Annotated in this window: 10 protein-coding genes; 8 read left to right on the top strand and 2 right to left on the bottom strand. The window is 67.0% G+C overall.

Annotation, left to right across the window (positions count from 1 at the left end):
• The first annotated feature begins 36 nt into the window (after positions 1 to 36).
• The 3 genes from B7K24_RS01850 (at position 37) to B7K24_RS01840 (ending at position 4278) form a co-directional block, all read left to right on the top strand.
• Entirely contained in the window at positions 37 to 1074 is a 1038-nt protein-coding gene (locus B7K24_RS01850; RefSeq protein ID WP_084128304.1) for a DUF2332 domain-containing protein, read from the top strand.
• Between the two features lie 3 nt (positions 1075 to 1077).
• Entirely contained in the window at positions 1078 to 2925 is a 1848-nt protein-coding gene (locus B7K24_RS01845; protein WP_084128302.1) for a cytochrome c oxidase assembly protein, read from the top strand.
• A 678-nt stretch (positions 2926 to 3603) separates the two neighbouring features.
• On the top strand, positions 3604 to 4278 hold the full coding sequence (locus tag B7K24_RS01840; RefSeq protein WP_084128300.1) for a DUF4190 domain-containing protein: 675 nt from the start codon (positions 3604 to 3606) through the stop codon (positions 4276 to 4278).
• 3 nt (positions 4279 to 4281) lie between these two features.
• Here the strand turns inward: B7K24_RS01840 and B7K24_RS01835 are convergent, their stop codons facing one another.
• On the bottom strand, positions 4282 to 5664 hold the full coding sequence (locus B7K24_RS01835; RefSeq protein ID WP_084128298.1) for a UTP--glucose-1-phosphate uridylyltransferase: 1383 nt from the start codon (positions 5662 to 5664) through the stop codon (positions 4282 to 4284).
• A 5-nt stretch (positions 5665 to 5669) separates the two neighbouring features.
• Positions 5670 to 6359: an SGNH/GDSL hydrolase family protein gene (locus tag B7K24_RS01830; protein ID WP_159449107.1), complete on the bottom strand. Its 690-nt coding sequence runs from the start codon at positions 6357 to 6359 to the stop codon at positions 5670 to 5672.
• A gap of 133 nt (positions 6360 to 6492) precedes the next feature.
• Here B7K24_RS01830 and B7K24_RS01825 point away from each other — a divergent pair, with 133 nt between their 5' ends.
• From B7K24_RS01825 to B7K24_RS01805, 5 genes are all read left to right on the top strand, one after another.
• Positions 6493 to 7497, top strand: coding sequence for a LacI family DNA-binding transcriptional regulator (locus B7K24_RS01825; protein WP_084128294.1), 1005 nt, complete (start codon positions 6493 to 6495; stop codon positions 7495 to 7497).
• Between the two features lie 81 nt (positions 7498 to 7578).
• A complete protein-coding gene (locus tag B7K24_RS01820; RefSeq protein ID WP_084128292.1) occupies positions 7579 to 8637 on the top strand; it encodes a LacI family DNA-binding transcriptional regulator in 1059 nt (352 codons plus the stop codon).
• A 330-nt stretch (positions 8638 to 8967) separates the two neighbouring features.
• A complete protein-coding gene (locus B7K24_RS01815; RefSeq protein WP_159449106.1) occupies positions 8968 to 10296 on the top strand; it encodes an ABC transporter substrate-binding protein in 1329 nt (442 codons plus the stop codon).
• Between the two features lie 102 nt (positions 10297 to 10398).
• Complete coding sequence (locus B7K24_RS01810) at positions 10399 to 11310, top strand: carbohydrate ABC transporter permease (RefSeq protein ID WP_084128288.1); 912 nt, start codon at positions 10399 to 10401, stop codon at positions 11308 to 11310.
• A gap of 10 nt (positions 11311 to 11320) precedes the next feature.
• Complete coding sequence (locus tag B7K24_RS01805) at positions 11321 to 12226, top strand: carbohydrate ABC transporter permease (protein WP_234986509.1); 906 nt, start codon at positions 11321 to 11323, stop codon at positions 12224 to 12226.
• The last annotated feature ends 127 nt before the right edge of the window (positions 12227 to 12353 follow it).

The following is a 12353-nucleotide window of genomic DNA, read 5'->3' as shown; positions in this document are numbered from 1 at the left end:
CTAGCCTCGCCCTATGACATCGGCGCGGGACGAGGAATGAACCTCGACGATTGGTCCGGAGCGCGCGACGGTGACCTTGCCGCCGTCGCCGCGGAGACGCGCCGGTGGGCCGACAGCGCAGCCGACTCTCCGCTGTACCGCCACTTTGCGCTCGCCATCGCCGACGATCCGGACTTGCTCGCCGTACTCGCGCGCATCCCCGGCGTGCCGCCCATGAACCTGCTGCTCGGCGCGGTCAAGCTGCGCCTCAACGCCGACGACCCGCTTGCCGCGTGGTACCCGCATCTCACGCCTCAGCCGCGCACGCCCGGACCCGCAGCGTATGCCGCGCTACGCGCCTACGTCGTGGGGAGGGCCGATGCGGTGGTCGCCGAGGCGAGCGCGCGACGCACCCAGACGAACGAGACGGGCAGGGCCGCTGTCTTGCTGCCGTGGGTGGCCGCGTTTGCGGGCGACGAGCCCGTCCATGCGGTCGACCTCGGCGCCTCGGCGGGGCTCAACCTGTGCCTGGACCGCTTCTCGTACCGGTACACGTGGACGGGAGGAACGACACTCCTCGGCTCGGGAGCGCCCGAACTCCACTGTGAGTGGCGCGGCGACGGACCTCCCGTCAGCGCGCTGCCGATGTTCGCGACGCGCACCGGCATCGACCTCAGCCCCGTGGACGCGACCGATCCCTACCAGGCCGCGTGGCTCGAGGCGCTCGTGTGGCCGGAACATCAGGATCGGCTCGCGCGCCTGCGCGCCGCGATCGAGGCGCGTCGCAACGTCGACGTGGCGATGATCGCCGGCGACGCCGCGCGGATGCTCGGCGAGGTCGAGGCGGGACTGCCGCCGGGACCCATGGTGATCTGGCACACCGTCGCGCTGTATCAGGCGCCGCCGGAGGTGCACGAGCGCATCGACGCGGCAGTGGCGGCGATCTCCCGGCACCGGCGTGTGCTCCGGCTCGGGATGGAACCCGTGCGAGGGCTGCCCGACGTGCAGGTGCGCGTGGGGGCCTCGTTCGCTCAGGCGCGCACCGTCGCGACCGCCCATGCGCACGGGAGATGGGTCGCTCCCGCGTACGCTTGACGCATGTCCGTCGATGTCCTCGTCACGCTGACGGGCGCGATCCGCGACATCTTCCTCGGCCTGACCGCCGGCGCCCTCGTGATGCTCGCCGGGGTCGTGCCCTCCCGCCACCCGGCCGCCGAGCGCGCCTCCCAGGTGGCGCGCGTGTCCGCCGCCGTCTGGGCCCTGTCCGCAGTGGTCTACATCTTCGTCTCGTACGCCTTCATCAGGAACGATGCCGTGGCGCCCGAGCGCTTCGTCGAGGAAGTGTGGTCCTTCGTCACGACCATTGATCTGGGGCAGGCGTACCTACAGATGGCGCTCGCGGCCATCGTGGTGTCGGTCCTCGCGGGCCTGGTGCGCCGGCCGTCGACCGCGGCGTGGACGCTCGTGCCCGTGGCGTGGGCCCTCGGCTGGCAGGCCCAGACCGGTCACGCCGCCGGCGCGACCGACCACCACCTGGCGACGTCCGCGATGTTCCTGCACCTGGTGGGCTCGGCGCTGTGGATGGGCGTGCTCGGGTCGCTGTTCCTGATGCGCCGCCCGCTCGGCCTGGAGGCGAAGAGCGCGGTGCGGCGCGGGTCACGCATCATGATCTGGGCCGCCGTCGCGCTCATCGTGTCCGGCATCGCCAATGCGTGGATTCGCATGGGGGGCCCTGCCGACCTTGTGACGACCACCTACGGCTGGCTGCTGCTGCTCAAGGTGGCGCTAATGAGCGCGGCGATCGGCCTGGCCGCCTGGCATCGCCGTGTGGCGCTGCCGCGCCTGTCGGACGCGCACGTGCGGGACCGCTTCTGGCGCGTCATGACCGTGGATGTGGCCGCCATCGTTGCGGTGATCGCGATCGCCGCGGTGCTGTCCGGCACCGCTCCGCCGCTGCCGATTGTGGCCCTCGAGGACCCCAGCCCCGCGTACTACCTCACGGGCTATGAGCTGCCGCCCGCGCCGTCCTTCGTGAACTGGATCGGGTTGTGGAGGCTCGAGATCCTCACCGCCGCCGCGATCGTCGCCGCCGGCGTGGTCTATGTCCGCTGGGTGATTCGCCTGCGCCGGCGCGGCGACGCGTGGGCGTGGTGGCGCACCGCCTCCTTCCTCACCGGTCTTGCGATCATGGTGTGGATCACGCAGGGAGGACCCGCCGTCTACGGCATGGTGACGTTCTCCGGTCACATGGTGTCGCACATGATGCTCGCCATGCTGGCGCCGCTGCCACTGACCTTCGGCGCGCCGATCACCTTGGCGCTGCGCGCGTTGCCTCCGCGGCGGGATGGTTCGCGCGGCCCACGCGAGTGGGTGCGCGTCGTCGTCGAGTCGCGGTTCATGGCCGTCATCTCGAACCCGATCTTCGCGGCGGTGAACTTCGCGGGTTCGCTGTTCATCTTCTATTACACGCCGCTGTTCGAGTTCGCCCTACGCAACCACGTGGGCCACCTGTGGATGATCGCGCACTTCACACTCGCGGGCTACCTCTTCGCAAACGCCTTGGTGGGGATTGACCCCGGACCCAAGCGTCCCGCGTACCCCATGCGCGTGGTGCTGCTGTTCGCGACCATGGCGTTCCACGCCTTCTTCGGGGTGGCACTCACCAGCTCGGAGGTGCTGCTCGCACCCACATTCCTCGGGCTCATGGGTCGCACGTGGGGGCCCGACGCCATCACGGACCAGCAGTATGGCGGCCAGATCGCGTGGGGCATCGGGGAGCTGCCGGTCCTCGCGCTCGCCATCGGCGTGATCATCGCGTGGCGGCTGGCCGATGAGAAGGAGAGCCGCCGTAAGGATCGCCAGGCGGAGCGCGACGACGACGCCGAACTCAGGGCGTACAACGCGATGCTCGCGCAGGCCGCGGAAAACGACCAACGCCGCGGCTGAGTTTCCACAGATTTTGTCCACAGCCTTGTGAAGGAACGGTAAACCCGCACCAACAGTTGTGGAAAAACCTGGGGGGAAACGGTGGAGAAAAATCTCACGGCGCCCGGGCTTGCATCGGTGTGCCAGGGAGAGTACGACTAGTCGCATCGGATCTTCGAAACGTTCGCACCGCGCGCGTCTCCCTGTGGGACCTTGAACGTGGTTTGCGAGGGGGAATGTCACCGTCGCTGGTGACAAACTTCCTGGTAAAAGCCATTTCACGGTGAGAATGAGACGAAGTGACGGGCGATCAGGACAACGGGAGACCACGGACGCCACCGCCTCAGGGCGAGGGCGATCCGCCACTGCGGGTGACGGCGCAGGGTCTCGCGGCCCCGGTCGTCGGTCGAGAGGGCGCCTGTCCACAGGGCAGGCGCAGCCGGAGCGTCAATGACGGCCATCGGCCTGAGGAGTTTTCCCCAGGAACGTAAACTCTCGGTCCACGGCAAGGCCCCCCGGACCCGAATTCCGGGGGGCCTTCGCCTTGCCTGGACCGCACGTCCTTCGCGGCTGAAGCCACGGTAGGCGGTGGCCGCACCCGCGGCGGGGACCGACACGCGCCCCAAACGGGCGCACCGTGTCTGAGAGCGGCCCGGGCGTACGGTGGAGTCGTCAGCCACCGACCCGAGGGAGCCGCGCATGCCCGACTCGCGAGACGATGTGACCGCCGCCGACCAGCCCACCGAGGTCATCCCACCCGTCAATGTGGGGGAGACCGCCGTGATGGAACCGGTGGCGTCCGACCCCGCTGGTGACGCGGCGAGCGACGATGACCCCCCCGCACCCTTCGCGCCTAGCGCGGAAGACGACGGCTCTCAGTCATGGCTGGGGGTCGCGGCGTTCATCACCGGCGCCCTGGCACTGTCCGTGGTCGCGATTGTGCTGGGTCACCTGGGGCTGGTGGCTGCGCGGCGAGGGAGGGCAACGACGCGAGGGTTCGCGCTGGCGGGCACCATCCTGGGATACGTGGGCCTGGTCGCGACGGTGGTCCTCGTGTGGCTCGCGGTGCGCGGGCCCGATCCCGCGACCGTCGACGCGTACGCCCACCACGACGTCGTCGAGGTCGGCAACACGGTGGCCGATGCGGTGGCCGGCGGGGACGGCGTGCCGCCTGTCGCGGTGGTGGGGGACGGCTACGAGGTCGCACGCTCCGCCGTGGAGGGCCTCCTGCACACCCAGCGCAGCGTGAGCATCGAGGCCGTCGGCGACCTCGGCTGGTGCCTTGAACTCGACTACGTGGGCGGCGACGTCGGGTCGTGGTCGTTCGAGTCGGCGGAGGGCGTCACCGAGGGCGGCACCTGCGCGGCCGACTGAGGCTCAGCCAGCGAGCGTCGACCCATCACCAAGGGTGCGAGTCTCGCCCTCGTCGGTCAGCGATGCGTCGCCGGTCACCGTGACGTTCGCGCCGAAGGTCCAGTCGCCCTTCACGGTGAGGGAAGAGGCGTCCTTCAGCGACGGTGCGCCGTGAGGGAAGTGGGCGTCAAAGTCCGCGACCGTCTTGTAGTGCTTCGAGTCCAGGTCCACCAGCGGAGCCGTGGGTACGGCGAGGCGTAGGCCCGCGTCGTCGCCCAGGTCGTAGGCGTCCGAACGCAGCAGGAGCAGGTCGTTGGTGGTCTTGACGGGAAGGAAGCGCTCGCGGCCGACGACGATCGCCGTGGCGCCCTCGAACACCTCGATCGCCGCACCCATGGCCGACTCGAGCTGGTAGACCTTCGGTGACGTGCTGTCGGTCGGGTCGACCGTCTTCTCGTTGCGGATGAGGGGAAGGCCGAGGACCGCACCGCGCTCGGTGAGGGCGTTCTTGATGGCGACCAGGTCGAACCACAGGTTGTTGGTGTGGAAGAACGGGTGGCGGAACTCGTCGGTGAAGTAGTCCATCTCCTCGGGCGCGGTCTGCGCGGTGTCGCGCAGGATCAGCTGACCGTCGGCCTTGCGGATCGCGAGGTGGCCGCCCTTGCGGTCGGCGGGGGTGCGCGGGCACAACTCGGCGGCATACGGCGCGCCCGACTGGGCAAACCAGCCCGCGATCTGCGCGTTCGGCACGGCGCCCAGGTTGTCCGAGTTGGACACGCTCGCGTACAGGAAGCCGGCGTCGAGGAGGGCGTCGAGGACACCCGAGGACAGCAGGGCGGTGTAGATGTCGCCGTGTCCCGGCGGGCACCATTCGAGGCTCGGGTCGGCGGGCCAATCTACGGGCGTGAGGTCGTCGACGCGGATCTTGGGCTCGCGGTTTTGCAGGAAGTCAAGCGGCAGTCCGTCGACCTCGATGCCGGGGTGGGTGGAGAGCGCCTCGAGCGAGTCGTCCTGCGTGCGGAACGAGTTCATCAGCACCAGCGGCAGGCGCGCGCCGTACGCCTCGCGGGCGTGCAGCACCTGCTGCGCGATGATGTCGAGGAACGTCTTGCCGTCGCGCACCGGCAGCAGCGACTTGGCCTTATCCATGCCCATCGAGGTGCCCAGGCCGCCGTTGAGCTTGATGATGGCGGTCTTCTGGATCGCCGCGGCGGCGGCTTCTGCGGAGATCTCGACGTCCGCGAGCTTGTCGGGGTTCAGCAGCGGCTCGATGGTCTCCTCGAGGACCAGGCCGGTCGCGCCCGCCTCCAGTTCCCCGTAGTAGTGCGTGAAGACGTCGATGGCCGCTGGTGCGACCCCGGCTTCACGCATCTTGTTCTGGGCCTGGGCGAGTCCGTCTGCGCTCATGGGAATCAGCCTAGTCGGCGGATCGCCTCGACGACCGCGGGGACATAGAACCTGTCCATGGCCTCGATATTGGGGTGTGTGCCTGTGGGGCGGGGCCCTGCGTCGCTGAACCAGGCTCCCGTGGTGGTTGCGGCGCCGGGACGGCCGGTCTCGTCAAGCGAGTCGAAGGAGTATGCGACGCGCATCTCGTCATCGCGGGTGTCGAGCGCTGTCAAGGAGACGTCCGCCACCGGAATGCGGTGGCGCGAGCAGACCTCGAGGGCGGTCGCGCGCACCGCTCGTTGTGCAGCGAGGGGCCGAGCGGCGAGGGTATGTGCGCTGACGTACACGATCGGAACCTCGGCATAGCGCTCAGTGATAGCCGCGATGAGGTGTTCGAAGGCCCCTGCGAAGGTGGTCCGTGGTCCCGGCGGAGCGAAGGGGGCCCCGGGGATACCCACGTGCGTGAGCACGCGCGCATAGGCGTCGTTCGTGCCTCCGTCGAAGACGACTATGTCGGGTGAGGTCGAGGGGGCACTGTGCACCTGGTCCTCGACGACATTCTCGCTTGGCATGACAGTGGCGCCGTTGACTGCAAACTTCGACACGGTCATGTCCATGCGTGCGGCGGCCCGATCGATAAAACTATCCCGCGGATAGAGGTGACCGGCGACGATGCTGTCGCCAAACGCGAATAGCGTTCGCTCTCCGGCCACCCATGACCCTCCCTTGCCTCCGATGGAGCGCGGCCAATGACGCTGTGCTCGACCTTTGTCGATATTGGCCACCAGGCTATACGCCATGTGGCGTGACCGCAGGTAGGGTCCCTGCAAGAAGAGATGAGGCAATGTGTCCGTACCCCACCGCGCCCCGACGCTTGGCGATGTCGCCCGGGTCGCGGGCGTGTCGAAGTCGACGGCGTCACGCGTCCTCAACGGCGGAGCGCCCGTCTCTGACGATCTGCGGACACGCGTCGAGGCCGTTTCTCAGTCGCTGGGATATGTCAGTCATCAGGCGGCACAAGCGTTGAGGGGGCGGCGCATCGCTGTCACCATGCTCGTCTCCGATCCTCGTCGCGCACCCATTGCGCTCCAGGCCTCCGGAATGGAGGCGGCGGCGCGTCGTGCCGGAGTCCTCGCCAATGTCGTGGTCGTCGGGCCCGACTTGAGTCGTCATGCCAGCACGATCCGTGCGCTGCGTCAGTTGCGTCCCCGTGCGCTCATCCTGAACTATGTTGAGCGCGCTCCTCTCGAGGTGCGTCCCGAGCTGGAAGCCTTCGAACGCGAGGGAGGGCGGGTGGTGTCGCTGGGAGGACTCGAGGACGACTACGTATCCGTCCGCTTTGATGATGATGCCTCCGGCGCGTTAATGGGGCGCCACCTGCTCGAACTGGGACGTTCGCGCTTCGCGGTCGTCACCGCCGCGCACCCGTCTCACACGGCTCGAGTCGAGGCCCTGCTCGAGGTGCTCGCCGATGCGGGGATCGACAGAGCGTCCGTACCGGTCAGGGTGTGTGGCGTGTCCGCGGAAGAAGGGCGTATGGCAGCCCGGGCGCTCTCCCGCCTCGACCCACCGCCGGACGTCATCTACGTAGCGGCCGACGCGATCGCCGTCGGCGTGATCGCGGGCTTGCGAGAAGTGGGGCTTCGCGTGCCCGAGGATGTGGCGGTCGGAAGCAACGACGGACTTCCCGTCGCCGCCGCGGTCGACCCGCCCCTGACGACCGTCGCGCTCGACTTCGCGGGCGCGGGTCGTGTGGCGTTGGGCATGGCTCTGGATGACGACGCGCCCCGCGAGCATCGACACCTGCCCGGGCGCTTGCTGGTGCGCGCGAGCACGCAGATCGCCGGGTAAGCATGGGAGGAAGCGGACCGTGGCGATGCTCCCCTGGTCGCGGTACTGGGGGTACGCGCGCTCAGGTGCCAAGATGGGCGCGTGACCGACAGCAGTAGCCGAGACCCGAAGGGGGCGACTCCCCCCGACGGTCCCGTGACGCTTGGCGATGTCGCGCGGCTCGCGAAGGTGTCGGTGGCCACCGCGTCGCGCGCACTGAGCGCAGGCTCCCCGCGTGTGTCGGAGGCGACTCGGGGGAGGATCGCAGCCGCCGCACAGTCCTTGGGCTACGCGCCGAACCTGTCGGCGCGCGCGACCATCCTTGGTTCGTCAGCCCTCGTCGCGGTAGTCGTCAGCGATTTTCTCGAGCCCGCCGGCGCGAGCGTGGTCGAGGGCCTCGTCGCGAGGGCCGAGGCGGCAGGCATGATCGTAACGGTGGCGAGCGCCGATGATGTGCGGGGCGACGCCGCCACGGCCGTGCGACGCCTGCGAGGACTACAGCCCAGCGCGGTCGTGATGGCGGGCATGACGACCGCACCATCCGCTCCGCTCGTCACGGAACTTGCCCACTTCCGTGGCCTCGGCGGCCGCGTGGTCTACGTGGGTCAGGGTGACGCCGACAGCGATCGGGTCGCCGTGTCCCACCGCGACGGCGCGGTCCAACTCATGGCAGCGCTGCGCGCTCAGGGCTACGAGCGATGTGGTGTCATCGCCGACGAGTCGCAGGGCCAGGCCGGGCGCGACTGGCTTGACGGCATTCTTGCTGGAGCCGCGTCCGCAGGGATTCCATCGGCGATGATGACGACATTGTGGAGCCAGGGTGAGCGCGAAGCCGCACGGGCGAGCGCCGCGCGCCTGCTCGACGAGCGTGCGGGGGTCGACTGCATCGTGGCTGCTACCGACACGATGGCGCTAGGCGCTCTGTCCGCGGTGCGTGACGCCGGTCTGACGCCCGGGCGGGATGTGGGAGTCGCCGGCTTTGGAGACACCGTCGACGCCGACGGCGTAGTCGTGGGGCTCACAAGCGTCAACCTTGGCTGGGAGATTGCCGGTGATTGTGCGTTCGGTCTCACGCGCTCCTCACTCACCACTCCCCAGTTCGAAACCGTCGCCCCCTTTGTCGTCCTGAGGGCGTCGGCGCTGCGCACCACCGGCTCCTGAGGCGGCCCGGGCTACCGATCCTCCCAACGCCCGCGTTCCCAGGCCTTGCCACAGTGGTGTGCCCACGACGCCCGCCGCAACACGCCAAGGTGCGTTGCAAACGTTATCTCTGGACGTTGCGGGCGGTGGCTGAAGCACCGGCCGCGGGCCGATGAGACTGTGTCGCTTCATCGGCATCTGAGCACACAACTGAGGATCGACGCGCCTCTTGACCTGGTGTGCAAACGATGTCAGACTCGACCGCGCAGCCGGTCGCAACGATGCCATGCCGGTGCAGCGTGGACCTCCCCCATGGAGCGGTCGGCGCGAAAGGAGACCAAGGGAGGTTTCATGATTCGCATGTTCTCGCGCACCGGAGCCGGTGCGGCAGCCCTCGCGGGCATCGGCGTCTTGATCACCGCGGGGTGTTCGACTGACGCGTCGTCGACCGAGTCCTCCTCGGACGAAGGCCCTGTGACGTTGAACTTTGCGTGGTGGGGCGGCGACGACCGCGCCGCCTTGCAGCAAGAGGTCATCGACGCGTTTGAGGCCGAGAATCCCGGCATCTCGATCTCTGCCGAGTATTCGAACTACGACGACTTCTGGACCAAGCTCAATACACAGGCGGCAGCGAATGATCTGCCCGACATCTTTACGGTGATCGATCCGTTCATGTACGACTACATCGACAATGGGCGCCTGCTCGACCTCACCACCGTGAGCGATGCCGTCGATCTCGAGACCATTCCTGAGAACCTCTTTTCGATGGTGACCAAGGACGGTGCCGTTTACGGCACGCCGTCTGGTGTCGCGTCGTTTGGCGTCGTGGCCGACCCGCAGATCTTCAACGAAGCCGGGGTGGACCTGCCCGACGGAGACACGTGGACGTGGGACGACGTGGTCACGACGGCGGGTGCCGTCACGGCGGCCACTCCTGAGGTCGCGGGATTCGTCCTGCCCACGGACTCCCAGGTCGCGTCGATCTGGGTGCGCCAGCAAGGAGAGGACTGGGGGCCCGTGGACGGGTCAGCACAGGGCTTGGGCTTCACGGTCGAGTCGATGGCCGACTATTGGTCCTGGGTCGAGGACCTGGTTGCCTCCGGCGGCACCCAGGCGCCAGATGCTGCGATTGAGGCGGCATCGGCTGGCGGTGGCATCGAGCAGTCGCCCCTGGCCCTCCACACCGCCGCGATGGGTGTGATCTCTGCTAACCAGCTCGGTGCCCTCGAGGAGGCGGCCGGTCGCGAGTTTGTCTTCCTCAATTGGCCCGGAGAATCGCAGGCTCCCGAACTTGGCGCGTGGGCCAAGCCCGGAACCTTTTATGCCGTCGATGCCACGACGGAACACCCTGAGGAAGCGGCGCTCTTCGTCGACTTCATCACGAACTCTGTCGACGCGGCAGAGGTCATGGGCTTCGAGCGAGGAGTGCAGCCCAACCCGGAGGTTGTTGAGGCGCTGCAGGACTCGCTGACTCCGGCCGACCAGCGGTTCGCGGATTACATCACATCGCTCACGGCGATGGACCTCCAGCCGTTCCACCTCCAGGACACCGGCGCGGGCAGCGTCCAGGTGTCGACGTTTGACGAGGTCAACCAAGAGGTGCTGTTCGGTAACCAGACTCCGGCGGAAGCCGCGCAGTCCCTGTATGACCAGATGGAGGCGGCCCTGTCCGGTTCGTGACTCGTCGGGGCGCGGGGCCCGTCACCAGAGGTGACGGTGCGCCGCGCCCCGCCTGTCCCATCTGAAACGTTCGAATACATGACCTCTCGAGAAGGGCGAACCATGGCGCGCACACGTCAACCTGTGAGTCCCCGCCAGAAGCGACAGGAGCGGGCCGCAATAGCGTTCATGCTGCCGTGGTTCATCGGGGCGGTGGGTATCACGCTTGGCCCGATGGTGGCCTCGCTGTACCTATCGTTCACCGAGTACAACCTGCTCACTGCGCCACAGTGGGTGGGATTCGACAATTACGTCGCCATGGCGAACGACCCGAATGTGGCGAAGTCGCTCGCGGTGACCTTTTCCTACGTGCTCATCGGCACGCCGATCAACCTCGTCATTGCGCTCGCGGTGGCCATGGCCCTCAATCGAGGCTTGCGCGGGCTGAACTTCTACCGCTCCGTCTACTACCTACCGTCCCTGCTCGGCGGATCGGTCGCAGTGGGCGTTCTCTGGCGCCGTATCTTCGGCAGCGACGGACTTGTCAACCAGTTCTTGGGGCTGCTGGGCATCGAGAGCGACACATCCTGGGTCGCCAACCCCGACAGCGCCCTGTGGACCCTGATCCTTCTCCACGCGTGGACGTTTGGCTCCGCGATGGTGATCTTCCTCGCGGGACTGCGTCAGGTACCCGAGGAGCTTCACGAGGCGGCGTCCCTGGACGGGGCTGGCGCGACCAGGAAGTTCTGGCACGTCACGCTTCCGTTGCTGACTCCGATTCTGTTCTTCAACTTGGTCCTCGGGATCATCAACTCGTTTACGACCTTCACCCAGGCTTACATCGTTTCCGGTGGGACGGGTGCGCCAGCAAAATCGACACTCTTCTACGCCCTCTACCTGTACCAGCAGGCCTTCGGTACGCGCCATGCCATGGGCTACGCGTCTGCCCTGGCTTGGCTGCTGTTCCTCATCGTTGGATTGCTGACTGCCGTGAATTTCTGGGCCAGCAGAAAGTGGGTTCACTATGCTTCGTAGGAGCGCAGAAATGGAACGTGACCAGCGGCGCGTCGAATCTGCTCGAGGGTCACAAGGATCGGCTCGCAAGGGCGGCGGCATGTCCGTCTCGGCCCTCAAGCACTTCTCGCTAATCGCGGTGGGCGTGGTGATGATCTATCCGCTGCTGTGGATGGTATCCGCCTCCTTGAAGCCGGAGACCATGATCTTCAGTTCCCCGTCGCTCCTGCCTCTCGACGAAGACGGCAACTTTGCCCTGAATCTCGACAGTTACGTCGAAGGCTGGACGATGCAGGGAGGAGACTTTGGAAAGTACCTGCTGAACTCCTTCATCATTGTCGCGTTGTGCATCATCGGAAACCTGATGAGCTGCACCATGGCCGCATACGGGTTCTCCCGGCTCATGTGGAGGGGGCGAAATATCAGTTTCGCCATCATGATGATGACGCTCATGCTTCCCGGCTTTGTGCTCATCGTGCCGCAATACATCATGTGGTCGCAGTTGGGATTGGTGGGCACGATTTTGCCTATTGTCGTACCCAAGTTTGTGGCCGTGGATGCCTTCTTCGTCTTCATGATGGTTCAGTTTTTCCGCGGAATCCCGCGCGAACTCGACGAAGCCGCTGCTATCGACGGGGCGGGGTACTGGCGAACCTTCACTCGGATCTTGCTCCCTATTGCGACGCCGGCTATCGCGACGACCGCGATCTTCACGTTCATCTGGTCGTGGAACGACTTCTTCAGCCAGCTGCTCTATCTCAACCGCGACTCCATGACAGCCACCGTCGCCTTAAGCAACTTCGTCGACGCCACGGGATCATCGCAGTGGGGTCAACTGTTCGCGATGTCTGTCGTCACGATCGTGCCGGTCTTCCTTGTCTTCTTGGTGGGACAGCGCTTCCTTATTCAAGGCATCGCCACAACGGGGCTCAAGTGAGCGCGACGGGCATGGCCACACCGGACCCTCATCACGCCCCTCCCGAGCATGCGACACGGGCAATCGTCAATCTGGACCTTCCGAGGCATCGAATCTCACGCCACCTTTACGGCCACTTCGCTGAGCA

It is taken from the genome of Demequina sp. NBRC 110055, assembly GCF_002090135.1.
Lineage (GTDB): Bacteria > Actinomycetota > Actinomycetes > Actinomycetales > Demequinaceae > Demequina.
This window is presented reverse-complemented; position numbering and strand designations above follow the sequence as displayed.

What these genes read in the sequence shown, in the direction of transcription:
- B7K24_RS01845 (WP_084128302.1), top strand. Translation starts at nt 1,078, where the DNA reads ATGTCCGTCGATGTCCTCGTCACGCTGACGGGCGCGATCCGCGACATC.
- B7K24_RS01850 (WP_084128304.1), top strand. Translation starts at nt 37, where the DNA reads ATGAACCTCGACGATTGGTCCGGAGCGCGCGACGGTGACCTTGCCGCC.
- B7K24_RS01840 (WP_084128300.1), top strand. Translation starts at nt 3,604, where the DNA reads ATGCCCGACTCGCGAGACGATGTGACCGCCGCCGACCAGCCCACCGAG.
- B7K24_RS01810 (WP_084128288.1), top strand. Translation starts at nt 10,399, where the DNA reads ATGGCGCGCACACGTCAACCTGTGAGTCCCCGCCAGAAGCGACAGGAG.
- B7K24_RS01815 (WP_159449106.1), top strand. Translation starts at nt 8,968, where the DNA reads ATGATTCGCATGTTCTCGCGCACCGGAGCCGGTGCGGCAGCCCTCGCG.
- B7K24_RS01835 (WP_084128298.1), bottom strand. Translation starts at nt 5,664, where the DNA reads ATGAGCGCAGACGGACTCGCCCAGGCCCAGAACAAGATGCGTGAAGCC.
- B7K24_RS01805 (WP_234986509.1), top strand. Translation starts at nt 11,321, where the DNA reads ATGGAACGTGACCAGCGGCGCGTCGAATCTGCTCGAGGGTCACAAGGA.